The organism is Rhizobium rhizogenes NBRC 13257, from assembly GCF_000696095.1.
In the GTDB taxonomy this organism is placed as follows: domain Bacteria; phylum Pseudomonadota; class Alphaproteobacteria; order Rhizobiales; family Rhizobiaceae; genus Rhizobium; species Rhizobium rhizogenes.
In genome coordinates this window covers 280274-304313 of the sequence record NZ_BAYX01000007.1, presented here as the reverse complement: position 1 = coordinate 304313, position 24040 = coordinate 280274, and the positions used below count along the sequence as shown (strand labels likewise).

Here is a 24040-nt window from a genome sequence, read left to right as displayed (position 1 = left end):
CGCAATTGACAGCCATTTGGAACACGATGCGACATTGTCTGTCGGACGGGGATCGAATTGCCGAATCTGAGTGGAAATACCAAGCCTAATAGCTTGAGCTGGCATTCTGCGTGCTCTGAGATATTTCGCAAGGTGGCCAAGGTTCTAGCCGTTGGCCTGCTGGCGCTGGCCGTCTCTACTCCTGTTTTCGTTGGTTCGCCGTCGAAAGCGAGCGGGGAGACCCGCAGCCTCAAGATCTATTTCGTGCATACGGGCGAAAAGGCCGTCATCACTTACAAGCGTGACGGCAAGTTCGACCCGGCCGGTCTGGAGAAGCTGAACCGCATCCTGCGCGACTGGCGTAAAAACCAGCCGACCAAGATGAACCCGCATTTGTTCGACCTGATCTGGCAAGTCTACCGCGAAAGCGGCTCCCATGAATTCATCAATGTCGTCTGCGGCTTCCGTTCGCCGGGAACCAACGAGATGCTGCGCACGCGTTCGGCCCATACCGGCGTCGCCAAGAAGAGCCAGCATATGCTCGGCAATGCGATGGATTTCTATATTCCCGACGTCAAGCTTACCAAGCTGCGCGAAATCGGCATGAAGCTTCAGGTCGGCGGCGTCGGCTACTATCCGACCTCCGGATCGCCTTTCGTACATATGGACGTCGGCGGCGTGCGCGCATGGCCGCGTATGGATCGCCAGGAACTCGTCCGTCTGTTCCCCGATGGCAAGACCATGCATATTCCGGCCGACGGCCGTCCGCTGCCTGGCTACCAGCAGGCTGTTGCGGATTACAAGCGCCGCATGTCGTCCGACGATATCCAGATCGCGAGCTCTTCGCCCTCGCGCCGTGGCTTCTTCGCCCGGCTGTTTGGCGGCGGTGGTGCTGATGAGGAAGAGGATAATGCGGATACCGGTGCGCCGGCAGCGGCAGCGCCGACCACGTTGGTTGCCAAGAACACCCAACGGGCTCCTGTAGCAACGGACGACGGCGACGACAGCCAGCCGGTGACGCAGCAGGTTGCCAGCGTCAATGCGCCTGTTCCGCAGGTTCGTCCGGCTTTCGGGAACCAGGCCGGCAGCGAGGTCGCTTCGGCTTTGATGTCGCCGCCGCGTAATGCCGCTCAGGATGCGCTTGCCGCGGCAATGCCGACAGCGGATGCCCAGCAGCAGCAATATGCCGATCTGCGCGACTATCGCGTTCCGGTTCCGGCCCTGCTCAACCGTCGCACGCCCGGTGATGCCGAAATGGCCTCTGCCGAATCTGACGTGACGAATCAGGCCATCGGTGTTCCGGTTCCGGTCGAACGTCCGGAAATCGCCGAAAATCTTCTGGCTTCCGCCGATGCCGACCCGGATGCGATCGACGATGCGGCTGATCAGGGTACGCTTTCGCCCGCGATCGTTGCCGCGCTCGAGCAGCGCCGCGCCGATCAGTCGGATGCGAATGCAGGCGTTGCCGTCAATACGGTCGCCAACAATGTCGCCTCCAAGGATGAGGTGCCGCCGGCGAATAGCGTAGCGGCCGACAATGATGCCGTGCGCGCTATTGCCGCTGTGCTGCCGCAGAAGCGGCCGGTGCAGCAGATGCCGATGCAGGTGGCGGCCCTTGCGCCGACCGCCAGCGAAAGCAAGGCTAGCAGCCGCCGCTTCAACGACAGTTTTGAAGTGATGGCGCCGCAGGAACGTCCGATTGCCGCTGGCATCGCCACGAAGGGCGGCCGCCCGAACAAGCGGGATGCCGTGGTGGCCGATTCCGGTCGCGCCGCGGTTACCACCCCGCCGAAGCTGACGGATAAGATGATTTCGCAATGGGCGATCGCCAATGCCCGCGTCGAGATCGTCAATCGCCCGGTCAAGGCACCGCGCTTCGTCAGTCCGACGCTTCGTGCCCAGCCGACCGCCGTCTACACGGAAGGCTTCAAGGTGCAGACCGCCTCGATGGATCCCGAGCGCTTCAGCGGCACGGCCGTGAACTTCCTGCAGGTCAAGAAGTTCAATTCGGTCGAGTAGTCGGGGCGATCCTGGTTCTTCGAAAATGTTGAGTTAGAGATGAGATCGCTTGCAGCATGGCGCTGCGGGCGATTTTTTCTTTCAACATCGTGGACGATGTTGAGAACACCGGTTGAGCATCAACGTCGATGAAAACGCTTCGCATCGCAGCTCTGGCTTCGAACAATGGTTCCTCCGTCCGCGCCATCGCCGAGGCGATTGTTGCTGGCAAGCTCGATGCGACCATTTCGCTTCTGGTAAGCAATCGTTTGAGCGCCCCCGTGTTCGACTATGCCGCCGCTTGCCGTATTCCTGCTTTGTACATTCCGACAAAGGGGGGCGAATCCGAGGCTGACGAAAAGCTGCATGCAGCCCTTGTTGAGGCTGGCGTCGAGTTGGTCATTCTCTCGGGCTATCTGCGAAGGCTGGGTCCGAAGACCCTCTCAATTTTCGAGGGGAGAATCTTGAACGTCCACCCGGCGCTTCTGCCAAGATATGGCGGGGTGGGCATGTATGGCAGAAAAGTACATCAAGCCGTTCTTGACGCACGGGAGCCCGTGACTGGGGCCACGATCCATCTGGTGGACGCGGAATACGATCACGGCCGTATCATCGCCGCCACGGAAGTTCGCATAAATCCTTCGGACGATGTAGCAGCTATCGAGTGCCGCGTAATGCAGGCGGAATGCGATCTCTTCGTCCAAACGCTGCAAAGAATAGCGTCAGGCGAGCTTTCGTTGCCATTGTGAACAAGGCGGAGATCATTTCACCCGGTTCTAGTGGAGTGATGTCTCCGTTGCTTCTTGTAACTGCCGGGAATTTCATCCTTGGCTCAGCAAGCGCTGCTAGTCCGTCACAGCGACAGGGCTGGATATCCTCTATTGACGTGCAAGACGGCTGTTATCATCGGCAATGGAAAATTGCACCACGATCTCTCGCGGATCGTTGACGATGCGGACTTCGTGATGCGTTTCAACGCGCCGAACCTGTCCGGCGGCATGAGCGGCACGCGTACGGATATGCTCATGCTGGCTGCGTCGAGTAAGGCGATGCAGCGGCGATTGGTCGATCCGGCCTTTCTGGAAAGCGCTGCCTTCAAGGCTGTGAAAGAGGTGGTGCTGGTCTATCACCCGGGTATCATCCGCAAATATCACCCTAGGCCGAATATCCTCTCGCGTATGAAGGGAAGGCGGGCCGATTGGACGATGCAGGCAATCGAGCTGATCGGCAGTGCGGGGAAGGAAATCCGCATCATGCCGCCGCAATTCTATCTTGATGGCTGCGCGGCTCTAGGTGTCTCTGGCCTCAGGATGCGTGAGGTGTTTCCGAGCACGGGGTTTCTCGGCATTTGCCATGTTCTTTCAAAATTTCCCGCAGGCGAATGGGACGTGAAACTATGCGGATTCAGCTGGGAGGGGTGGAAGCGCCATGCCTGGCAGGACGAGCGCCGCTGGGTCGAGGATCAGATAGCGAGCGGCCGTATCAGCATGCTTGCCTAGAACGTCGCCGTGCAGGGGCGATGCGCCTGCACGGGAACATTGAAAGTGTTCGTTTTCAGTTTCGCGTCAGGTTTGCCTAAGTTCGCCTTCATTCACGATTGTTACGGGGTCTCGGATAAGACAGCGAGATCTCATAGATGCAGACCTATAAAATCGGCTTTTCGGCTGCCGCCCCGCTTGAAAGAGCTCATGCCGGGCTGGAGCCGGATCAAGTTCCTTTGGGCACGATCAACGCGCGGCCGGCTCAGGCGAACATACGCGGCTTCATCATTCACCTGGATCGCGCGCGCGATCGTCTGCCCCAGGTGGAAAGGCTCGCGGCCATGCTTCCGGTTCGGAGCGACATCATCCAGGCCGTTGATGCAAGCGCTTTTCCTGACGCGGACATAGACCTCGTCTATCGTCGGCATTTGCATACACCGCGCTATCCCTTCGAGATGAGTGTCGGCGAGATCGCCTGTTTCCTCTCGCATCGCAAGGCATGGGCGGCGATCGTCGAGCAGGGTGTCGATGCCGGCCTCGTGTTTGAAGATGACGTGGAGATCGACGCCTCGTTTCACGCCGCTTTTGCCGCCGCACAGGCATGCCTCACGCCGGGTGCCTTCATTCGCTTTCCTTTCCGGATGGGCAAGGAACATGGTGAGTGCGTTTTGACGCATGGTCAGGCCAGCGTCATCCAGCCGGGCCGCGTCGGTCTTGGCATGGTGGCGCAGCTCGTCAGTCGCGACGCCGCCATCCGGTTGCTGGAGGCGACGGCCTTGTTTGACCGTCCGGTCGACACGACCGTCCAGATGCGCTGGATAACCGGCCTGTCGCCCCTCGCTGTCCTGCCGGGCGGTGTGCATGAAATATCCTCGCAACTCGGCGGTAGCACCATCAAGAGCAGAAAGACCGTGTTCGAGAAGCTGTCGAGAGAGATCCTGCGGCCGCTCTATCGTGCAAAAATCGCAATACGTTCCCGCCGTTCAAGCTGAGACCATACACATTGGCCGTTCCAATTCTACTCTATCATCAGATCGCGGTGCCGCCCTCGCGGCGCGCGCCTTTCAGAAGCATGGCCGTGCATCCGGAGGCTTTCCATAACCAGATGGCGTGGTTGAAAAGACTGGGCGTACAGGGTCTTTCGCTGCGTGAGGCGCTCCCCTACATCCAGGGCGCCAAGACCGGCAAGGTTGCCGCCATCACCTTCGACGACAGCTATGCCAATGTCTACGAAAACGCCTTGCCCGTCTTGCAGGAGTTCGGCTTCACCGCCACGAATTTCGTAGTTGCCAATCAGGTCGGCGGCAGCAACGTCTGGGACATTCCCAACGGTGTGGCGTGGGCGCCCTGCATGTCGCTGGAGCAGCTACGCAAATGGGTGGCGCTCGGACATGAGGTCGGTTCGCATACGCTCGATCATGTGCATCTTCCGCAATTGCCGATGCAGGAGGCCCGCCGCCAGATCGCCCATTCCCGGGAGCTGCTGGAGGACATGCTGGACGAGATCGTCTCTTCCTTCTGTTTCCCCTATGGGGACGAAATGCCGCTTGATCGGGTTCTGGCCTATGAGGCCGGCTACAGTGCGGCAACGACGACACGACGGGGCAGGGCGCGGCAGGACCATGATCCCTTTGGTCTGCCGCGCGCCACGGTTCGCCGCAATGACAGCTGGCTCCATTTCATCCGGAAATGTGTTTCCGGGTAGATTGGCTGCACGTCTAGCGGCGATGGGATCATGAAGATCTTACGGCGCGACGGTGAAGCTGTAGGTGCCGTTCGTCTTGTGGCCGTCGGTGGAAAGGACGTGCCATTCGACGGTGTATTTACCGGCCGCCAATTTGTCCGTGACCGGGATCATCAGCGTGGTATTACCCTTCATCAGCATGGCTTCGCCCGTCTTCACGACCGTCTTGTCAGGGCCAGTGACAGTCACGCCGCTGAATTTGAGGTTCAATCCTTCGGTAAAGGTCAGGTCGAGTTCGGAAGGCACCTCCTTCACGGTGCCGTCGGTAGCTGGCACGGCTGATTTGAGATGGGCATGGGCGAAGGCTTGGCCTGCGAAGGCGAAGCTGGCGGTGAAGGCTGCGATAAGGAGTTTCTTCATCTGGGGCATGGTGATTGTCCTTTAAGGATCGATGATCCGCAGGGCTTCTGCGGCAGGTTTCCGGCGGTCGATCATGGCCGCTGGATAGTCCGTCCGGATCCTGTCCGGCCGGGTAATCGGGGGAGGTAGCGCCTCTATTGCAGAAGATTACGGATCTTCTGCAAGGCGATGTTGGGATCCTCGCCATAGGCAATCATGCTCCTGAGATTGCCGTCAGCACCCACCAGCAGAACCGAAGCGGTGTGATCCATGGTGTAGTCACCGTCCGGCGTCGGCATCCTCTTGGCATAGATGCGCCAGCCCTTGATCGCTTTTTGCATCTCGTTCGGATCGCCGGTGATCCCGGTGATCCGGTCGGTGAAGTTGCCGGTGTAGTTGTGCATGATCTGTGGTGTGTCGCGTTCGGGATCAACCGAGAAGAAGTAGGCCTTCAGCGCGTCGCCCTGGTCCCCAAGCGCCTTGAACCAACCGGCCATCTCGTAAAGCGTGGTCGGGCAAACTTCGGGGCAATGGGTGTAGCCGAAATAGATAAGCGATGGGTGACCCTTGAGCGCCTGCTCCGTGATGGGCTGTCCGCGGTCGTCGGTCAGGGTGAACGCAGCGCCGATATTGGTTTCCGCCGCGTCCGCCCGCGGCATCAGGCTCCATGTGAAATAACCGAGCGCGCCGCAGACGATCAGCAGGACGATGCCCAGGATGGCGGGGATGGTCCACTCTCTCGTGAACATTGGATTCTCCTTTGCGTGTAGGGTACGGGTCGAGCGGCGGCGCGATTGCCGCCGCCACGTCGCTTGCGTTTTCATTCGAGGTTGGTTTTTTGCACCGGCGCGGCGATGGTGACGCTGCCGCCCGGACCGTTGCCGTTCGGGATGCAGAGTGCAGCGACGAAAGGGGCGGCTGGCCGCTTTGTCTGCTGGCCGCCCAGACGGTCGTCATAGGTCAGCCGCATGATGTTGTTGATGCCTTCCATGCCGCCGCCGCCCTTGGCGTCGATTTCCATCATCTCGCTGACGCACATCTTCGCCTGGTCGACGCACATGTTGAGAATTGCGTCGTAAAGTGCTGGATCGAGGGAGGAGAAATAACGGACCGGCTCTTTCTCGCTCGGCTGCTCCAGCCTCAGATATTCGAGACGGCCGAGAGGCCTTCCTCCCGAGCGGACCTTGCCAATCCAGGCCTCGAAATCCATCTTTTCGAGGCGACGAAACTTGAACCGCATATTGGAGAAGCCGGCGCCGCTGTAATTGGCGGAGAAACCCTCATAGTCGCCGACGCGATTGATGACCGCATGCAGCTTCGTCTCCATGCCCGGCATGGCATAGATCTGGCCGGCAAGAGCGGGGACGAAGAAGGAGTTCATCACCGAAGCGGCGGTGATCTTGAAGTTGATCGGGATATCGACGGGTGCGACGAGTTCGTTGACCGTCGCGATGCCAAGATCGGGATAGAGGAATAGCCATTTCCAATCGAGCGCCACCACTTCGACCGTCAGTGGTTTGATGCCCTGAGGAATAGGCCGCGAGGCATCGATCCGGTCCAAGGGCCGATAGGGATCGAGCTGATGGGTGCTGATCCAGGTGACGGCCCCGAGCGCGACGATGATGGCCAATGGTGCCGACCAGATGACGATCTCCAGGCGTGTGGAATGATGCCATTCGGGATCATATGCCGCCTCGGTGTTAGATTGACGGTACTTCCAGGCGAAGAACAGGGTCAGAAAGATCACCGGGATGATGATGAGCAGCATCAACAGGGTCGAGATGACAATGAGATTGCGCTGCTGCATCGCTATGTCGCCGGACGGTGCCAGCACGACCATGTTGCAGCCCGAAAGCAGCAGGACAGGCATGAGGACAAGCGGCTTCAGCGGTTTGCAAGGGAACGCCCCAATGCGGTCAGCGGCTTTACTTCGTCTGGTCGGCATGTGCGCCTCCCGCAGCCGCATCGGGCATGGTCATCGCGCCCATGTCTTCGCGATTGCTGACCTTGCCGCCGGCGGCGGGGCCGACCGGGAACTCGATATCGACGGGGCCTGCCTTTTCGAAATTGAGGGTGGCTTTCACTGTCTGGCCCTCTCTGAAGCCCTCGCCGACCTTCATGAACATGACGTGATAGCCGCCAGGCTTCAGTTCGACAGTCTTTCCGGCGGGGATGGGCAGGCCATCCGCAAGCTCGCGCATGACCATCACGTCCTTGTCCATCGTCATCTCGTGGATCTGGACCATCCTCGCACGCGGCGAGCTCGCCGCGACCAGTCGATCGTCGGTAGAGCCGGTATTGGTGATGGTCATGTAGCCGCCGCCGACCGGCGCGCCCGGTATCATGGCCCGCACATAGGGATCGGAGATGCGGAGATCGCCGATGGCGAAGTCCTCGGCCAAGGCGGCGTGGGACAGAAGGGATGCAAGGCCGAAGGCAGTAAGCGTTGTGACGAGTTTCAGCATGATCGATATCCTTCTTGAAAATGGGGGAGAGGCCGTCATGAGAAGAAGCGCCTGAATGGCGGCACGAAGCGCAACAGGATCTGGTCGAAGAGCAGCATGGCGACGATGGCGAGCCCGGTGAGCGGGAAGGCTGCGCCGAAGGCGATGACGATCAGCCATAGGCCGATATAGACGGACTTCCGTGGCGGCATGGGCGGAACGCCGAGGCGACCCACTGGGCGGCGCTTCCACCACATGATGACGGCCGTCACGCAGGACAGAATGATCGCCAGACAGGTCGTCAGCATCAGAAGCTGGTTGAAGAGGCCCCATTCCTGGCCCAGATGGACGTTGATCCCCCATTCGATCGCCTTGCCGAGAGCCGGGTATTGGCTGAAGGAGAGATCGACGAGCGGCTTTCCGGAATATTGGTCGATGTGGATGGTGCGCTCGTCGGCAAGGTCGGCGGGATAGAGTGCTGCGGTGTAGACGCCTGTTGCATCGGAAGGGATGGCGGTTGCAAAACCCGGCGCCATGCCGAGCCCCTTGGCGATCTCCACCGCCCTGTCGATGCCGATCGGCCCGGCCGATTGGGTGGCGGCCACATCGGATAGGGGAATTGGCGCCTTTTCGACGATCCAGCCCGGCGCCGGCAGGATATCGTCCGTGACCTTTGTCGATGTCGGCACATTGTCCCAGAGGGCGGCGGGAAAGCCGAGATCGTGCTCCGTCAGCCAGGTTTTGACATTGGTGCCCCAATAGCTAGACCACGGCATACCGCTGAGGGCGAGAAAGAAAATGAGGACGCCCGCGCCGGCACCGATGACGGCATGCAGATCACGCCAGAAGACGCGACGAGAAGGCGTGCCGCGAACGATAAGGACGCCGCCGGTCTGCTTGCGCGGCCACCAGAGATAGATGCCGGTGACGACAAGCACGAGAGCGAAGCCGCCGACAATCTCGATGAGCCGGTTGGTCCATGTCCCGAAATAGTCGAGGCTGTGAAGCCGCCGGACGACCCAGCCGAAATCCTGTTTGGAACCGACCGAATCCAGCACTTCGCCATTGTGCGGATTGACATAGACGACGGTCGACTGGCCGCCTTTCGATACGGTGACCGCGGCCGATCGATTGCCGGCCGGGGCTTCGCGATAGGAGGTAGCCCTGGCGCCCGGCATAGCTGCGGTTGCCGCGTCGATGATCTGCTGCGGTACCAGCGCAGGTCCGGTATCGGCGACGACATGGCGATGGGCATAGAAGGTGGTGTCGATCTCGTTCTTGAAGAGATAGAGCGATCCGGTGATCGCCAGATTGAGCATGAAGGGGATGACGAGCAGGCCGGCGAAGAAATGCCAGCGCCAGATCGCGCGGTAGAGCGAGATGGTGTCGGTGGTTGCAGCGGCAGGTTCGGCCGTGGTGAAGGCAGACATGAAAAATCCTCCGGAAATCCGGCTGGCGGCGGGAGGACCTGTCTGCGGGGGAGGTGACGACCGTTCCGGTCTCAGCCTTATGCGGATCTGCGCGCACGGTCGGGCTGCCGAGGCCGCCCGTTTCGCGCAGTGATGATCAGCATGGAGGCAATCCACCCGCAGCCGGCACGATCAGAGCTCGTGCATGGTCCGGCCGCCGTTGACGACGAGCGTCACGGCGCGGGCCGCAACGCAGGCTTAGGCAATGGTGATACGGAGGATGGGTGGCGCGCGCGGGCCGGTGTTCGGCGGATAGAGCTGGCGGTGGAAGGCTTCGGTTTTCGGGGCCGGGATATCCTGGCTTGCGAAGGCGAGATGCTCGCAGATATCCGCCGGCGGTAAGGGAAGCAGAGCCGCCGAAGAGATACGACAGGCCTCGCAGCTCGGCGCATGCGCCTTGCTGTGTTCCTTGCCGTCCGCCGTCTTTTCGGTGACGCAGAGAACCGGCAGGGTTCCGTCCGGCAGCCTGTATTGGGCAAGTGCAGCGGGTGTCAGTTCGTCGGCGCTGGAAATGGCCGGCTGATGGGCAAAGCCGACGGACAACAGCGCGAAGGCGCATAGAATGCGCAGCAGCCACTGTGTTGTTCCGGAGAGTTTTTTCCCCACCATCGTCCCCATCGCCTCTTGCAGATAAAGCACCTACGACATTCGTCAGGTGAGCTCAATGCGGCAATTTGGTCTGCGCCTGATCCATGGAGCAGGCGGAACGATCGACGGCCGGACAATGCCGGCCGTTGGGTTTTGTTGATCATAGGTTTTCAGCACAGCTCCCGAAGGCGGGCTGCGGCCTATTCCATTCCGAGTGCAGCCATATAGGTCTGCAGGATGGATTCTTCTTCGAGACGCTCGTTGGCGTCCTTCTTGCGCAGGCGGATGATGGTGCGGATCGCCTTGGTGTCGTAGCCGCGTCCCTTTGCCTCGCCCATCACGTCCTTGATGTCGGACTGGATGGCGCCCTTTTCTTCTTCAAGCCGTTCGATACGCTCAATGAACGCCCGCAGTTCGGCGGCGGCGACATTCTCAACACTCGTCGTGTCGTCCATTTTCTTTTCCTTTCAAGGCAGCAGCCTGCGCTGCTCTGTGGTTCATGCAATTCCCTGTTTAAAAGCGGGAACTACGAAATTCCTGGCCGAAATCCCATGCGCTTGTCTTGCGCGTCCATCCGCTCGATCCGCTTCGACGGAAGCGCAAAGCTGATCGCGGGTGACGCCGGCAGTCTCGGATACATCGTCTCCGGAGTGCGTGGGGTTTCGAATTCGATCGGGCCGTTGACGTGCCGCGAATGGAGCGCGAGGTCAAGCCGTCTTGGCGAAAGCCGGTCTATTCTTTCGGCTTGTTCTGCTCAAAAGCGGCTTTTTGCACAGCCGAGGCTTCGGCCTGATGCAGATTCTTCCAGTCCTCATAGGGCATGCCGTAGACCATCTCGCGCGATTCGTCCTTGGTTACCGGCAGGCCCGCCTCTTCGGCTGCCTCGCGATACCAGTTGGACAGGCAGTTACGGCAGAAGCCGGCGAGATTCATCATATCGATATTCTGGACGTCGCTGCGTTCGCGCAGATGCGCGACGAGACGGCGGAAGGCTGCCGCTTCCAGTTCTGTCTGTTGTTGCTTGCTGAGCGCGCTCATCTTGGCTTCCTTACATTTCCTCTATGGCATGATCTTATCCAAAAACCGCTTCACACTTTTTGGGATCAAGCCTCTTTGTATGCTCCAGTGCGCGACGGATAGATCTTGTATTCGTGCAGCGCCGGATCGTCGTTCATCGCTGAAAAGATCGGCGCTAGCCGCTCGGCCCATTCGGCAATGCCGGCCTCATCGCCGATCAGGTCCTGGCGGACTTCCAGCAGCGCATGCGGAATGCCCTTTACCATGCAATGGCGGTACATGGTGTCGTTTTTCAGCGCCCCGTCATAGGGTTCGTTGTCGCCTATGACGAGATCGGTATCGGCGCCAAGCTTTGCAAGAAGCGGCAAGACGGCGCGCTCGTCACTGTCCCAGAGCACGCTCGCATGCCAGGGGCGGGGAACGCCTTTCCAGGCCGGTGTGAAGGAATGCAGCGACAGCACCAGCGGTGCCTTGCCGGTGGCATCCGCGACCGAGGCGATCGTCTCCTCAACAGCGCGATGATAGGGTCGGTGGAAGGTCTTGATACGATAATTCCACTCTTCGTCGGTGATCGGATGATTGCCGGGGATGATCGCTCCGTCGGAAATCTTCATGATCAACGTCGGATCGTCCTCGCCGCGATTGGGATCGATCAGCAGGCGGGAAAAGCCGCCGAGCACCGCCGGGACGCCGAGCCGGGCGGCAAGCTGGCGGCAAAGGCCCTCGATGCCAATGTCATAGGCGATGTGCCGCGTAAAGGCGGTTTCGGGCAAGCCAAGCCGGCCATAAGCCTCAGGAAGGTGGCGCATTGCATGATCGCCGAGAATGACCATGCCTTTGTCACGATTGCCGAATATGGTCTCGAAGGATTTGAAGTCGTTCATGTGGATTGTCGATTATTGCATTTTCATCTCGTTGTTTGATTGCATGCGAGGGCGGAAGGTGCAAGGCTCGCCTGATTGATCGGGTAAGGCGCGCTGGAGGGCGTCGTCACCATCCCGTGAAGAAAATATAATCGATTAGAGTTGCGTTGACATTCGTTGGATGGCGGCGCAAGAAGACGCAACAACGAATAACCGGGAGCCCATTGGAAGCCGTGTTCAGCCAAGTCGCGCCAAGTTTCGTTACGCGGTCAGGGCCGCTTGCCCGATTCGCTTTTTTCATCCTTGCCGCCGCCGCGCCGTTTTTCTTTGCGCCGAATGCAGCCCATGCCGACTTCCGTGTCTGCAACGGTACGCAGAATCTTGTGGGCGTGGCGATCGGCTATCGGGCGAAGGAAGGTTGGACCACCGAGGGATGGTGGCAAGTTCCGGCCACCACCTGCGCCACATTGATCGAGGGACCGCTCCAGTCCCGCTATTATTACCTCTACGCAGAAGATGCGGCCCGTGGCGGCCGCTGGACGGGTGACGTCGAAATGTGCGTGGCGGAAAATGAATTCAAAATCCCAGGCGTGAAGGATTGCTACGCGCGCGGCTTCCAGAAAATGGGATTCAAGGAATACGACACGGGGCGTCAGGCGAGCTGGATGGTTCAGCTTTCCGATACTCCGGGCAGCCAAGAGAGCCAGAACTGATGAAACGCAACAGAAAAGTCAAAATCCTAGCGACGCTGGGCCCGGCCTCCTCCTCCGAGGAGATGATCCAGAAGCTTCATGAGGCCGGTGCCGACCTGTTCCGCATCAACATGAGCCATGCCAGCCATGACGTCATGCGCTCGCTGATCCAGCGCATCCGCGCCGTCGAGGCCCGCTGTGGCCGTCCGATCGGTATTCTCGCCGACTTGCAGGGTCCCAAGCTGCGCGTCGGAAAGTTTGCCGATACCAAGGTCGATCTCAAGCCCGGCCAGACCTTCACGCTCGACAATAACGACACGCCCGGCGACAACACCCGCGTGTTCCTGCCGCATCCGGAAATCCTGGAAGCGGTTCAGCCCGGTCATCGCCTGCTGATCGACGACGGCAAGCTGGCTCTGCGCGCTGAAAAATGCGACGGCAAGAGCATCGTCACCACCGTCATTTCCGGCACGAAGATTTCCGACCGCAAGGGCGTCAGCCTGCCCGATACGCTGCTCGGCGTCGGCGCGCTGACCGAGAAGGACCGCGTCGACCTCGACGCCGTGCTCGCTACCAATGAAATCGACTGGGTGGCGCTTTCCTTCATTCAGCGTCCGGAAGACCTGTCCGAAGTCCGCAAGATCTCGCGCGGCCGCGTCGGCCTGATGTCGAAGATCGAAAAGCCGCAGGCCGTCGAGCGTATCGAGGAAATCATCGAGCTTTCCGACGCTCTGATGGTCGCCCGCGGCGACCTCGGTGTTGAAATGCCGCTCGAAGCCGTTCCCGGCATCCAGAAGCAGCTGATCCGCGCCTGCCGCCGTTCCGGCAAGCCGGTCGTCGTCGCCACGCAGATGCTGGAATCGATGATCTCAGCGCCGGTTCCGACCCGCGCCGAAGTCTCCGACGTCGCCACCGCCGTCTTCGAAGGCGCCGATGCCGTCATGCTGTCGGCCGAATCCGCCTCCGGCGACTATCCGGTCGAGGCCGTGTCGATGATGGCGTCGATCGCCAGCACGATCGAGCGCGAACCGCATTATTCGGGCATCATCTACGCGCAGCGCGCCCAGCCGGAAGCAACCGGCGCCGACGCGATTTCGCTCGCCGCCCGGCAGATCGCCGAGACGCTGAAGCTTGCCGCCATCGTCTGTTACACGTCGTCGGGCACGACGGGCCTGCGCGCCTCGCGCGAACGCCCGCAGGTTCCGATTCTGGCGCTGTCGCCGATCATCCAGACGGCCCGCCGCCTGTCCGTGGTCTGGGGCATGCACTGCGTCGTCACCCATGACGCCACCGATCTCGACGATATGGTCAACAATGCCTGCCGCATCGTTGCCGAGGAAGGCTTCGGAAAGCCCGGCGATCGCATCATCATCTCGGCCGGCGTGCCGCTCGGCACACCCGGCGCTACCAACATGCTGCGCCTTGCCTATATCGGTTCGGACGGCCAGTCCGGCGTATAACGCCTACCGACGTACCCTTTGAGAACATCCTGAACCCGCTGTCGCAAGATAGCGGGTTTTTTGCTGCGCTAGGATTGCCGCATCCGTCGGAATGGCGCCCACTTGCCAAGCGCGACATCGCATGCAACTTTCCGACAACCATAGGGGAGGAAACCATGCACGCCACCACTCTGCTTGCCTTCATCACAGTCTCCTTCATCGGTATCGCGACGCCGGGGCCGACGGTACTCTTGGCTTTGACCAACGGTTCCCGCTTCGGCGTGCGTCGCGCGCTGGCCGGCATGGTCGGCGCCGTGTTGTCGGATTTTGTGCTGATCGGCGCGGTTGCGATTGGTCTCGGCGCGCTGCTGGCGGCTTCGGAATTCTGGTTCTCGGCGCTGAAATGGGCGGGTGCGGCCTATCTCGCTTTCCTTGGGATCATGATGCTGCGCTCCAAGGGCACGATCGACGGCATGCTGAGGGCCAATGCCGAGCAGGGGAAGGACACCGTGCTTTCCATCGGGCTGAAGAGCTTCATGGTGGCTGTGACCAATCCCAAGGGATATCTGTTCTTCTCGGCCTTCCTGCCGCAGTTCATCGATCCGGTCGCGCCGTTGATGGCGCAATACGCCATCCTGGCGCTGGTTTTCGCCGCGCTCGATTTCGCAATCATGTTCGGCTACGCCGTTTTCGGCTCGCAGGCCGTGCGGTTCCTGAAGGCGGAAGGTGCGAAATGGCTGGAACGCGCCTGTGGCGGCGCGCTCCTGGCATTGGCGGGTTCGCTGGCGCTTTATCGTCGCGCTGCAAACTGAGAGTTAATGGCGGCGCAGAGCCGCCTCAAAGACGTCCGTATCGACATTGCCGCCGGAGGTGACCGCGATCACGGTGTCGCCGTCGATCTCCTTGCCATGGAAGAGGGCCGCTGCCAGCGCCACAGCGCCGCCGGGCTCGACGACGATCTTCAGGCGCTTGAAAGCGAGTTCCATAGCGTCCAGCGCTTCTTCATCGGTCACGACCAGACCGGGGCCGCAGAGGCGCTTCAGGATCGGGAAGGTGATGTTGCCGGGCTGCGGCGTGATGATGGCGTCGCAAATCGAGCCCTGCAGCGCGGCGTTGCGCTCGATCTGGCCCGAGACCAGCGAACGAGTGGTATCCTCGAAATTCTTGGGCTCGCAGGGACGGACCTTGAAGCCGGGGGCGCGGGCTTCCAGCGCCAGTGCGATGCCCGATGTCAGGCCGCCGCCACCGCAGGGGACCAGCACGGTCGCGGTATCGATGCCCTCTTCTGCCGCCTGTTCGGCGATTTCCAGCCCGGTCGTTCCCTGGCCGGCAATGACCTGCGGTTCGTCGAAAGGCTTGATCAGCGTCAGGCCGCGCTCTCTAGAAAGCCGTGCGCCGATCTCGTCGCGGTCTTCCTTCACGCGGTCGTAAAGCACGACTTCGGCGCCCAATGCGCGGGTGTTGGCGATCTTCAGTTTCGGTGCATCGGACGGCATGATGATGACGGCGGGAATGCCGTGCAGTTGCGCGGCCAGCGCCACGCCCTGGGCATGGTTGCCGGAGGAAAAGGCGATGACGCCCCTGGCGCGTACCGAGGGTTCCAGCGCTGACACGGCCGACCAGCCGCCCCGGAATTTGAACGATCCCGTGTGCTGCAGGCACTCCGCCTTCACGAACAGCCGCCGCCCGGCGATTTCGTCGAGGAAGGGAGAGGAAAGAAGGGGTGTACGCCGCGCGCGACCGTCTATACGCGCGCGGGCAGCTTCGATCATTGCAATATCGACCATGGAGGGATCACTCTTTTGCTGCGGAAAATCTCTCCATCCATAAAACGCCGTGGTCCTCTTTAAAACAATGACTTTGTCCCGGTGACACTTCAGCTTACGTCCGGCGCTGAAAGATGGCCGACATTATAGGCCTGCACGCCCGGCCGCAGCGCGTCTTTTGGCAGATCGGTGAAGAGCCGGAAACGCACCCGCGTCCAGCTCGTCGGCTCGAAGGCGGCGACGGAGGCGAGCGCTTCGCCGCGGGCGACTTCGGCGGTGGCCTCCTCGCTCTCCTGCCGGCGAATCTCGGCAAGCGGCGCATAGGGTTCAGTCTGGATGATCTCCCTTGTGGCGAAGCGGGCCTTGCGGATATCCGGCGAGACGTCAGCGCTCCAGACCACCCACGTCTTTACCTGTGGCCAGCCAAAGCTCTCGGTCACTCCGGCAAAGCCGGGACCGCAGAGGAAATCACTGAGGCCCTCGTCCTTGTTCCAGACATAGAAGGGGGCGTAGAAATTGTCCCGGCTGCCGGTTATCGCATCGCCTTTCCGGGCGGTGAGATAGGCCTTGAATTTCAGGCCGGGCAAGCTGTCGAGCAAGGGGCCTTTCTCACGGATGCGACGATCGATGATCGTCATGTCGTAGTCGGCGGGTGGGGTGAAGATGTATTGCATGGCGATCATGGTTCAATCCTCGAGCCAGGTCACGGCGCTGCCACCTAGGACAGCCTGGATGCTGATATAGGCGAAGGTGCTATGCAGTGTAGCACCATGGCGATGGCGCTCATCAGGCGCAAAAGTGACGCAGTCGCCGGCGCGCAACTCCTCGGCCGCTTCGCCATCGCGTTCGGTCAGCCCGACGCCCGAGAGGACGTAGAGGATCTGGCCGTGCGGATGAGTATGCCACTGCGTCATAGTGCCGGGTTCGAGCGTGCAGCGCATGGCGGTCAGGCCGCCGTCCTCTCTGCTCTCGACCAGCATTTCCACCCAAAAGAGTGCGCTGGCGATGCCTTCGGGCGAACGTTGGGTATTCGCGCCGGCGCGATGGATCGGGGGTGACTGCCCAGCGGTTTTCTGGCTCATCGTGGTCAATCCTGCTCGATCATCTGCGCGATGCCGTCCGCAAAGGACCAGTCCTCGCGCGTGGTGGTGATGATGTTGATCATGATATCCTCGGGCCGCACGCCCGGCGCGTCAGCAAGCAAGGTGACGAGACGGCGGTAGAAGGCCTTCTTGACCTCGGTCGAGCGCGGCTTGCCGATGGTGATGTGGAAGAAGACGTAATCGTCCGAGCGCGGGCCGCCGAGATAGGTGCGGTCGAAGATCAGCTCGTTCGGTTCCAACTGGTGAAACGCCTGGAAACGATCGGTCGGCGGCACGTCGAAGGTCTCGACCATGGCGCGGTGGAAATTATCCGAGAGTGCCTTCAGATATTCTGTCGACTTGCCTCGAAGAAGGGAAATATTGGTGAAGGGCATGATGTGCTCCTGTTCTCTGTCCACTTGACGAGTTCACCATGTCACGGGATAATCGTGCTGAAAATCAGAAAATATTGGACGTATAGTCCCAAAAATATGGACGATTGGCCGTGCGGAAAATCATCTTCGATCTCGACGTCCTGCGCAGTTTCGTCACCGGCATGGAGCTTGGCAGCTTCGCCAAGGCGGCCGACCGGCTCGGGCGTTCGACATCGGCTGTCAGCGCACAGCTGAAGAAGCTGGAGGAGCAGGCGGGCACGCCGATCTTCCGCAAGGCCGGGCGCGGGCTGGCACTGACCGAGGCCGGTGAGACCATGCTCGCCTATGCGCGGCGATTGCTCGATCTCAACGACGAGGCCGCGACCGCGATCCATGGCGGGGATTTGGAGGGTTGGGTGCGGCTTGGCCTGCAGGAGGATTTCGGCGAGACGCTGCTACCGGAGGTGCTGGGGCGCTTTGCCCGTGCCCATCCGAAGGTCCGCATCGAGGCGCGCGTGGTTCGCAATGCGGAGCTGGTCGACCGGGTAACATCCGGCAAACTCGATCTGGCGCTTGCCTGGAGCGACGGATTTCGCACCGCCCACAGCGAACGGATCGCCGAAGTGCCGATGTGCTGGGTCGGGCCGGCTGAGGGGGCCATCCGTTGGCGCGCCGCGGGAGGCGAGCCGCTGCCGCTGGCATCGCTGGAGGCGCCGTGCCTGCTGCGGTCGATTGCGACGAAGGTGCTGGATCGCGCCGGCATTGGCTGGCGGATTTCCTTTGTCAGCCCGAGCCTTGGCGGTCTCTGGGCCGCGACGGCGGCGGGCCTGGGCGTGACGGTGCGTACGCCGCTGGGCCTGCCGGACAAGGTGCGGCCGCTAATGGCAGGCGAAGCCGGCCTGCCGCCATTGCCGAAGCTCGATCTCGTGCTGCATCGCGCCGAGGCGGAGGCGAGCCCGGCGACGGAACGGCTGGCTTCGATCATGCTGCAAGCGGTGCGCCAGACGGTGGAGACCATGCCGCAGGGGCGGGTCTTTGCTGACAAGCCGGATTACGAGGTCGAGACTGCCTGAGACGGCGCGGCGATTTCGGTCGCCGGCTGTGGCTTCAGGTTGGCGATGCGCGCTTCCGCCTGTCGGGCGAGTGACTGGAGGTCGCGTGATGCGCCCGCGAGGCGTTCCATCGCGGCGATGGCGACATCGGTTGCCACATAGTCCGGCTTGTGACCGAGATTGCGGATGGTGACGAGTTCTGCGCCGGGAATGTCGCGTGCCAGGCCGCGCGAATGCAACTCCTCCATGACGATATCGTCGCTATCTCCGGTGATGATGACGGTCGGCGCCTTGATCTCGCGATAGCGGGGCGCCAGAGCTGAAACATAGGCAAAGAGGTTGACGACATCGACCGCGTTGTTGCGGAAGGTCTTTGGCCGCAACACCAGCGCCGGGGCGGTCTTTTCGACGTAGTCGGTCGGGCGTTCGTTGGGGCGGAAGATATTGCGCGTGCCACTTTCCACCCGCCGCAGACCCATCGGTATCACCAGCAGATGCGAGAAGAGCCAGCCGAGGACCGGCATGGCGGCAAGCGTATAGTACCAGTCGATGCCGCCGGGCCAGGGATGCGTCGCCGGTGCGAGGAAGAGCAGGCCGGCAGTTTTGTCGGGGTGGCGAACGCCGAAGGAGGCGGCGATCGCACCGCCGAAGGAATGGCCGATGATGATGGCCTTTGCGATGCCCAGCTTCTCCATCAATCGATCGATTGCGTCGGCCTGACCGGAAGGTAGGGCGTTTTCCGGGCCGCCGCGTTCGGAATAGCCGTGGCCGGGGCGGTCGACGAACAGCATTTCGGCACGGCCTGCAAGCGGGCCGGCAAAGGCTTCGAACTGGTCGCGCAGATTGCCGCTGGCACCATGGATGAAGATCAGGGGCGGCAGGTCGGCTGTGGCCGGGCGCGGTAGATGCAGGGCATTGATGCGGAGATCGCCGATATCGGTCAACTCGCCGATATTGGGATGGGCTTGCTCTATGGCGCGCGTCTTGAAGGCCGAGAAACCGGCGGCGGCGATCAGAATGAAAACAAGGGCGTAAAACAGCACATTGATCATTGCGGTATGATGCAGCTATTGGGGCCGTCAGCCTATCCGACGTTTATGACCTCTCGTCCGTCGCAGGCTTGCCCGTTGTTGATAAATCTCAAGTACGGCTCCCGGCGATTTTTTCCGAGAGCGTGTTCACTTGCTCCTGAGCGGCGCGATTCGCGGGATAGACCTCAAGGAAGCGTTCCCAGGCCTTCAGCGCCATCTCGTCCTTGCCGGTCTCGCTCAGGATTGCGGCCATGCCGCCGAGCGCGCCGAAATGGCGCGGCTCTATCCGCAAGACCTGATTGATGTCCTCCATCGACTTGCGATAGTCGCCGATGGCGTAATTCAGCGTTGCGCGCCGATTCCAGCCCTCGACATAGTCCGGCTTCAGCGAAATGACCTGGTCGAGAAAATCCATGGCCGCCGCATTGCGCTTTTCCTGGATGGCCTTGTCGGCCCATTGCATCAGGAGATTGATGGTGGCGCTGCCGGAATCACTCAATTCCACGCGGATCTGGTCGGCAATCAGGTTAGCCTGATCGGGATCGCGCTGGCGCTTCAGAGCTGTGAAGAGATTGTCGACCTGCTGCTTCGGCGACAGGCTCGCGGCAGCGGTGCCGGGATCTTTTTTCTCAACGATACCAGAATCATCGGCCATCGCGACATGCGGTGCGACGGCGGTCAGGGCAAGGAGAATCGGCAGGGCCGGATATGACAAAGCAAAAACGCGCATGGCGGGCATAGTAGCCCGCCAATGTCGAAGATCAAAACAATTTTGATGTGATCATCCCGAACGATTATGATGCGAGATCATAATCCGACCGTCGGACGGCCGGCCCGGTTCTCAAACCGGGCTCCACGCAAAATCAGCCCTGACGAGCCTTGAAGCGCGGGTTCAGCTTGTTGATGATGTACATGCGGCCCTTGCGGCGAACCAGACGGTTGTCACGGTGACGCGCCTTGAGCGACTTGAGCGAATTCTTGATCTTCATTTTTCTGATCCGCGATCTCTGAGGGGGAATGTCACATTCGCCCGTATCTTTTAACAATCAAAAGCGCGCTCAGGGCGCGCTCTTTAGGGTGGGGAGCAAATACCTCGTCGCCTGGGCCCTGTCAACCACGTCAGGGCTTTTTCCCTGTACTGTTAGCGGCGAAGCTGCGTGACGTGGCCCATTTTGCGGCCGGGACGCGACTCTGTCTTGCCGTAGAGATGCACTAGCACATCGTCACGGCGCAGCCAATCGGGGACCGAGAGGATGTCGTCGCCGATCAGATTCTGCATCACGCAGTCGGAATGGCGGACGGGATTGCCGAGCGGCAGGCCGGCGACGGCGCGGATATGCTGCTCGAACTGCGAGACGACGCAGGCAGCCTCCGTCCAGTGGCCGGAATTGTGCACGCGCGGGGCCATTTCATTGGCGATCAGGCTGCCGTCAGCAAGCGCGAAGAACTCGATGCCGATGACGCCGACATAGCCGAGCGCGGTTAGGATCTTCTCCGCAGCCTCCCGGGCTGCTGCCGCCGTCTCGGCGGAAATGCTCGCGGGCAGGGTGGAGGTGTGGAGGATGCCGTTGCGGTGGATGTTTTCCGCCGGATCATAGCAGGCGATTGCGCCGTCCAGGCCGCGGGCCGCGATAATGGAAATCTCCCGCTCGAAGGACACGAAGCTTTCGAGGATCAGCGGCACATTGCCGAGGGCTGTATAACCGCCTTCGGCGCTGTCGGCGGACGAGCGGTAGACACGCTGGCCCTTGCCGTCATAGCCGAGGCGACGGGTCTTCAGCACGCCCTGTCCGCCGAAATCGGCAAGGGCGGCTTCGAGATCGGCCTGGCTGTCGACGGCGTGGAAGCGAGCGGTCGGAATGCCACAATCGTTGATGAAGCGCTTTTCGGTCAGCCGGTCCTGCGCCATTTCCAGCGCCTTTGGCGGCGGATAGACGGCGACATCCTTGGCCAGCCTTTCGGCGGCAACGACCGGCACGTTTTCGAATTCATAGGTGACGACGTCGCAGCGCTTCGCCAGTTCGGCAAGGGCCGCCGGATCGTCATAGGCGGCGATGATCTGCTCGTTTGCCACTTGGGCTGCCGGACAATCGGCCTGCGGCTCCAGGATAAGGGTCTGAAAATTCAGCCGGGCCGCGGCCATGGCCAGCATGCGGCCGAGTTGGCCGCCGCCGATGATGCCGATCGTTTTTGCAGTCATAGGTCGTCCATCGGATATTCGGCAACCGCAGCACTCTGCCGGGCGCGCCATTCGTCGAGCCTGTCGGCGATCTCTTCGTCGCCAAGTGCGAGCACAGCGGCGGCCAAAAGGGCGGCATTGATGGCGCCGGCCTTGCCGATCGCCAATGTGCCGACGGGAATACCGGCCGGCATCTGCACAATGGAAAGAAGACTGTCCTGTCCGGACAGCGCGCGCGATTGCACCGGCACGCCGAAGACCGGCAGCGGCGTCATCGAGGCGGCCATGCCCGGAAGGTGGGCAGCGCCGCCGGCGCCGGCGATGATGACCTTGAAGCCCTCGTCGCGCGCACCCTTGGCGAAGCTCATCAGCCGGTCCGGCGTGCGGTGCGCGGAAATGATGCGCGCATCATAGGTGATCTCCAGCGCTTCCAGCGTATCCGCGGCGCTCTTCATGGTTTCCCAGTCGGACTGGCTGCCCATGATAATGGCAACGGGCGGTCTTTCTGTCATCATCGGCGCGTCTTGCTCCTCAGGCGATAATGTCGGGGATGATCTGGTCTTCCAGCTTGGTCAGCCTGTCCTTGATGACGAGCTTCTTCTTTTTCATGCGCTGGATGCGGAGGGCCTCGCAGCCCGTCTGGATCATGGCATTGATCGCGGCGTCGTAATCCTCATGCTCCTGGCGCAACCGCGCCACGATCAGTCTGATTTCCGCCTGTTCCTGATCGGCCATGCTTATTTCCCCAATGCTTGCGGAATCGCGTTCGTTCCGCCTCATGAATTCCGCAAGCTCCTATCACCAAATGGCGGGGACGGGAAGTTATCCAGCATCATGAATTTGTCGCCCAAAGGCCACGTTTTCGCCTTCGACAAGGGTTCAATATTATGTCACAGTGGTAGGGTTGACACCTAGAGCTCTGGCGACGGATAGCCGGGGATCGTAAGAGGAAGGAAGGGTCATATGACTGTTCAAGCACATCTTGAATCGCTCGAAAAGAAACATGTCGCTCTCGAGGAGGCGCTGCATTCTGCACTGACATCTCCCTCTATCAATGATACCGAAATAGCCGACATCAAGCGCCGGAAGTTGCGCCTCAAGGATGAAATTCACCGTCTGAAATCGTCAGTTCACTGACGCGACGTTCTTTATAAGGGACAAAACCACCGATTACGGCCTGGGAGGACAGGCCGGCCAAAAGGCCCCGGGGAGAGTTCCCCGGTCGCAGGTGGTGACCATTCCAGCTAAAATCGATGCGCCGGCTTCAACACGTTACGAGTGGAAGCTGGCGCAATTTGTCTGTGAAATACCGGGAATTCGCCACAAGGCGCCAAGGGCCGCTCTCAGGCCCAGAACTGATCCAGCCACAAATTGAGCTTGTCGAAACCGGGGCCGTTGACCGCGTAGATGCGTTTCGTGCCTTCGGATGTGACGGAAACGAGATTGCTGTCGAGCAGCGCCTTGAGATGTTGCGACACGGCAGGGCGGCTGATGGGGAGGCCCCGCGCCAGTTCGTTGACCGTTTTTGGAGCGCGCCGCAGCTCTTCCAGCAGGTAGCGCCGGTTCGGATCCGCGATGGCAGCGAAGGGGTCCATGGTCGACATGGCAAAAAGCTACGTCAAACCTAGGGGGGCGGCAAGTCAATTGTGCAATGCAATGACGGATTGCGCTTTGTTTCCGACATCCCAGCCGGAAGGTTCCGCAGGGTCCTCGTAAGAGATATGGTGTTCATGGTGTGGAGCGGTTTCGCCGACCTGCCCCTTGTCAGACCGTCCTAACGGATTTACTCACAAGCATCGAACGGGTGCGCCATCCCTGACGAATGAACCCGTAAATATGGAAATTCACAATGACCGTGCCCGAAGATCGCTGCCGCCTCGTTCTCATCGTTCCCGATATTGCCGATGTCGATGAGCAGGCGAAGGTGGTGGCCGATGCGTTGAGGGGCGGGGACGTGGCCTCGGTCATTCTCCCGCAATACGGGCTCGATGACAGCACTTTCCAGAAGCACGCGGAAAAGCTGGTGCCTCTGGTGCAGGAGGCGGGTGCCGCAGCACTGATCGCCGGCGACAGCCGCGTGGCCGGCCGCGCCAAGGCCGACGGCCTGCACATCACCGGCAATCTTGCCGAATTCACCGAGGCGGTGGAAAAACATGTGCCGAAGCTGATCGTCGGTGGCGGCAATGCCACCGACAGGCACCATGCGCTGGAGATCGGCGAATTGCGGCCCGACTATATTTTCTTCGGCAAGCTCGACGGCGATATCAAGCCGGAGGCGCATCCGAAAAATGTGGCGCTCGGCGAATGGTGGGCCTCGATGATCGCTATCCCCTGCATCGTCATGGGTGGCACCGATCCGGAATCGGCGCTGGAGGTGGCTTTGTCGGGTGCTGAATTCGTGGCGCTGCGCACGGCAGTTTTTGCCGATCCCGCGGCTGCCGCTTCCATCGTCGCGGAAGTGAATGCACTTCTCGACGAAAAAGCGCCACGGTTTGAAGATTGA

32 protein-coding genes are annotated in these 24040 nt (G+C 60.9%); 12 read left to right on the top strand and 20 right to left on the bottom strand.

From position 1 onward, the window contains the following. Positions 1–57 precede the first annotated feature (57 nt). The 5 genes from RRH01S_RS17855 (at position 58) to RRH01S_RS17835 (ending at position 5163) form a co-directional block, all read left to right on the top strand. Positions 58–1998: a peptidoglycan L,D-endopeptidase MepK gene (locus tag RRH01S_RS17855; protein ID WP_034517551.1), complete on the top strand. Its 1941-nt coding sequence runs from the start codon at positions 58–60 to the stop codon at positions 1996–1998. 128 nt (positions 1999–2126) lie between these two features. Beyond that, a complete protein-coding gene (purN, locus tag RRH01S_RS17850) occupies positions 2127–2726 on the top strand; it encodes a phosphoribosylglycinamide formyltransferase (RefSeq protein WP_042473384.1) in 600 nt (199 codons plus the stop codon). A 132-nt stretch (positions 2727–2858) separates the two neighbouring features. Continuing rightward, a complete protein-coding gene (locus RRH01S_RS17845) occupies positions 2859–3476 on the top strand; it encodes a glycosyltransferase family 29 protein (protein ID WP_042473380.1) in 618 nt (205 codons plus the stop codon). A 137-nt stretch (positions 3477–3613) separates the two neighbouring features. Next, positions 3614–4450 carry a glycosyltransferase family 25 protein gene (locus RRH01S_RS17840; protein WP_012652320.1) on the top strand — a complete coding sequence of 279 codons (837 nt, stop codon included), beginning with the start codon at positions 3614–3616 and terminating at the stop codon, positions 4448–4450. 11 nt (positions 4451–4461) lie between these two features. Further along, complete coding sequence (locus RRH01S_RS17835; RefSeq protein WP_042473377.1) at positions 4462–5163, top strand: polysaccharide deacetylase family protein; 702 nt, start codon at positions 4462–4464, stop codon at positions 5161–5163. Between the two features lie 39 nt (positions 5164–5202). Here RRH01S_RS17835 and copC read toward each other — a convergent pair whose 3' ends face one another. The 5 genes from copC to RRH01S_RS17810 form a co-directional block, all read right to left on the bottom strand. Further along, positions 5203–5571, bottom strand: coding sequence for a copper homeostasis periplasmic binding protein CopC (gene copC / locus RRH01S_RS17830; RefSeq protein WP_034517558.1), 369 nt, complete (start codon positions 5569–5571; stop codon positions 5203–5205). Positions 5572–5696: 125 nt separating this feature from the next. Then, positions 5697–6290: an SCO family protein gene (locus RRH01S_RS17825; protein WP_012652317.1), complete on the bottom strand. Its 594-nt coding sequence runs from the start codon at positions 6288–6290 to the stop codon at positions 5697–5699. A 71-nt stretch (positions 6291–6361) separates the two neighbouring features. Further along, complete coding sequence (gene cyoA / locus RRH01S_RS17820; protein ID WP_374188758.1) at positions 6362–7381, bottom strand: ubiquinol oxidase subunit II; 1020 nt, start codon at positions 7379–7381, stop codon at positions 6362–6364. A gap of 85 nt (positions 7382–7466) precedes the next feature. After that, entirely contained in the window at positions 7467–8006 is a 540-nt protein-coding gene (locus RRH01S_RS17815; protein ID WP_041722696.1) for a copper chaperone PCu(A)C, read from the bottom strand. A gap of 35 nt (positions 8007–8041) precedes the next feature. Next, on the bottom strand, positions 8042–9415 hold the full coding sequence (locus RRH01S_RS17810; protein WP_037221236.1) for a PepSY-associated TM helix domain-containing protein: 1374 nt from the start codon (positions 9413–9415) through the stop codon (positions 8042–8044). Here RRH01S_RS17810 and RRH01S_RS35105 point away from each other — a divergent pair. Beyond that, the gene (locus RRH01S_RS35105; protein ID WP_256367195.1) at positions 9414–9548 is read left to right on the top strand and encodes a hypothetical protein; all 135 of its coding nucleotides are present in this window, start codon (positions 9414–9416) and stop codon (positions 9546–9548) included. The genes RRH01S_RS17810 and RRH01S_RS35105 overlap by 2 nt on opposite strands. A 104-nt stretch (positions 9549–9652) precedes the next feature. On the opposite strand, the gene RRH01S_RS17805 is transcribed toward RRH01S_RS35105, so the two are convergent. The 4 genes from RRH01S_RS17805 to RRH01S_RS17790 form a co-directional block, all read right to left on the bottom strand. Next, a complete protein-coding gene (locus RRH01S_RS17805; protein WP_042473526.1) occupies positions 9653–10072 on the bottom strand; it encodes a hypothetical protein in 420 nt (139 codons plus the stop codon). A 170-nt stretch (positions 10073–10242) separates the two neighbouring features. Beyond that, complete coding sequence (locus RRH01S_RS17800; RefSeq protein ID WP_007701156.1) at positions 10243–10497, bottom strand: DUF2312 domain-containing protein; 255 nt, start codon at positions 10495–10497, stop codon at positions 10243–10245. A 277-nt stretch (positions 10498–10774) separates the two neighbouring features. Beyond that, positions 10775–11080, bottom strand: a complete 306-nt coding sequence (locus RRH01S_RS17795; protein WP_007701158.1) for a DUF1244 domain-containing protein — start codon at positions 11078–11080, stop codon at positions 10775–10777. 65 nt (positions 11081–11145) lie between these two features. Continuing rightward, positions 11146–11943, bottom strand: a complete 798-nt coding sequence (locus tag RRH01S_RS17790; protein ID WP_041722693.1) for an N-formylglutamate amidohydrolase — start codon at positions 11941–11943, stop codon at positions 11146–11148. A gap of 203 nt (positions 11944–12146) precedes the next feature. Here RRH01S_RS17790 and RRH01S_RS17785 point away from each other — a divergent pair, with 203 nt between their 5' ends. The 3 genes from RRH01S_RS17785 to RRH01S_RS17775 all read left to right on the top strand — a co-directional run bounded on the left by RRH01S_RS17785 (position 12147) and on the right by RRH01S_RS17775 (position 14865). After that, positions 12147–12635, top strand: a complete 489-nt coding sequence (locus RRH01S_RS17785; protein WP_007701162.1) for a DUF1036 domain-containing protein — start codon at positions 12147–12149, stop codon at positions 12633–12635. Then, complete coding sequence (gene pyk / locus RRH01S_RS17780) at positions 12635–14074, top strand: pyruvate kinase (protein WP_007701164.1); 1440 nt, start codon at positions 12635–12637, stop codon at positions 14072–14074. The genes RRH01S_RS17785 and pyk overlap by 1 nt, the downstream gene beginning before the upstream one ends. Positions 14075–14229: 155 nt before the next feature. Next, positions 14230–14865, top strand: coding sequence for a LysE family translocator (locus RRH01S_RS17775; RefSeq protein ID WP_012652309.1), 636 nt, complete (start codon positions 14230–14232; stop codon positions 14863–14865). A gap of 3 nt (positions 14866–14868) precedes the next feature. Here RRH01S_RS17775 and RRH01S_RS17770 read toward each other — a convergent pair whose 3' ends face one another. The 4 genes from RRH01S_RS17770 to RRH01S_RS17755 all read right to left on the bottom strand — a co-directional run bounded on the left by RRH01S_RS17770 (position 14869) and on the right by RRH01S_RS17755 (position 17296). Continuing rightward, positions 14869–15840, bottom strand: coding sequence for a threonine ammonia-lyase (locus RRH01S_RS17770; RefSeq protein ID WP_037221231.1), 972 nt, complete (start codon positions 15838–15840; stop codon positions 14869–14871). An 89-nt stretch (positions 15841–15929) separates the two neighbouring features. After that, complete coding sequence (locus RRH01S_RS17765; RefSeq protein WP_034517573.1) at positions 15930–16502, bottom strand: DUF4865 family protein; 573 nt, start codon at positions 16500–16502, stop codon at positions 15930–15932. A 3-nt stretch (positions 16503–16505) separates the two neighbouring features. Continuing rightward, on the bottom strand, positions 16506–16901 hold the full coding sequence (locus RRH01S_RS17760; RefSeq protein WP_012652306.1) for a cupin domain-containing protein: 396 nt from the start codon (positions 16899–16901) through the stop codon (positions 16506–16508). Positions 16902–16906: 5 nt separating this feature from the next. Continuing rightward, entirely contained in the window at positions 16907–17296 is a 390-nt protein-coding gene (locus RRH01S_RS17755) for a tautomerase family protein (protein WP_012652305.1), read from the bottom strand. A 110-nt stretch (positions 17297–17406) separates the two neighbouring features. On the opposite strand from RRH01S_RS17755, the gene RRH01S_RS17750 reads away from it, so the two are divergent. Beyond that, positions 17407–18348 (top strand): LysR substrate-binding domain-containing protein, encoded by a 942-nt coding sequence (locus RRH01S_RS17750; protein ID WP_034517577.1) that lies wholly within the window; start codon positions 17407–17409, stop codon positions 18346–18348. Here RRH01S_RS17750 and RRH01S_RS17745 read toward each other — a convergent pair. From RRH01S_RS17745 to RRH01S_RS17720, 6 genes are all read right to left on the bottom strand, one after another. Then, the gene (locus RRH01S_RS17745) at positions 18327–19379 is read right to left on the bottom strand and encodes an alpha/beta fold hydrolase (RefSeq protein WP_042473370.1); all 1053 of its coding nucleotides are present in this window, start codon (positions 19377–19379) and stop codon (positions 18327–18329) included. The two genes, RRH01S_RS17750 and RRH01S_RS17745, sit on opposite strands and share 22 nt — an antisense overlap. Positions 19380–19467: 88 nt before the next feature. Continuing rightward, complete coding sequence (locus tag RRH01S_RS17740; protein WP_012652302.1) at positions 19468–20097, bottom strand: tetratricopeptide repeat protein; 630 nt, start codon at positions 20095–20097, stop codon at positions 19468–19470. 124 nt (positions 20098–20221) lie between these two features. Beyond that, complete coding sequence (ykgO, locus tag RRH01S_RS17735) at positions 20222–20347, bottom strand: type B 50S ribosomal protein L36 (protein WP_003542835.1); 126 nt, start codon at positions 20345–20347, stop codon at positions 20222–20224. Between the two features lie 152 nt (positions 20348–20499). After that, a complete protein-coding gene (locus RRH01S_RS17730) occupies positions 20500–21558 on the bottom strand; it encodes a 5-(carboxyamino)imidazole ribonucleotide synthase (RefSeq protein ID WP_012652301.1) in 1059 nt (352 codons plus the stop codon). After that, entirely contained in the window at positions 21555–22049 is a 495-nt protein-coding gene (gene purE, locus RRH01S_RS17725) for a 5-(carboxyamino)imidazole ribonucleotide mutase (RefSeq protein ID WP_042473522.1), read from the bottom strand. The genes RRH01S_RS17730 and purE overlap by 4 nt, the downstream gene beginning before the upstream one ends. A 19-nt stretch (positions 22050–22068) precedes the next feature. Then, positions 22069–22272 (bottom strand): YdcH family protein, encoded by a 204-nt coding sequence (locus tag RRH01S_RS17720; RefSeq protein WP_012652299.1) that lies wholly within the window; start codon positions 22270–22272, stop codon positions 22069–22071. Between the two features lie 228 nt (positions 22273–22500). Between RRH01S_RS17720 and RRH01S_RS33535 the strand changes: the two genes are divergently transcribed. Beyond that, positions 22501–22674, top strand: coding sequence for a YdcH family protein (locus tag RRH01S_RS33535; protein ID WP_007701218.1), 174 nt, complete (start codon positions 22501–22503; stop codon positions 22672–22674). Positions 22675–22880: 206 nt separating this feature from the next. On the opposite strand, the gene RRH01S_RS17710 is transcribed toward RRH01S_RS33535, so the two are convergent. Continuing rightward, on the bottom strand, positions 22881–23141 hold the full coding sequence (locus RRH01S_RS17710) for an ArsR/SmtB family transcription factor (RefSeq protein WP_007701221.1): 261 nt from the start codon (positions 23139–23141) through the stop codon (positions 22881–22883). Positions 23142–23386: 245 nt separating this feature from the next. On the opposite strand from RRH01S_RS17710, the gene RRH01S_RS17705 reads away from it, so the two are divergent. Next, a complete protein-coding gene (locus RRH01S_RS17705; RefSeq protein WP_042473361.1) occupies positions 23387–24040 on the top strand; it encodes a thiamine phosphate synthase in 654 nt (217 codons plus the stop codon).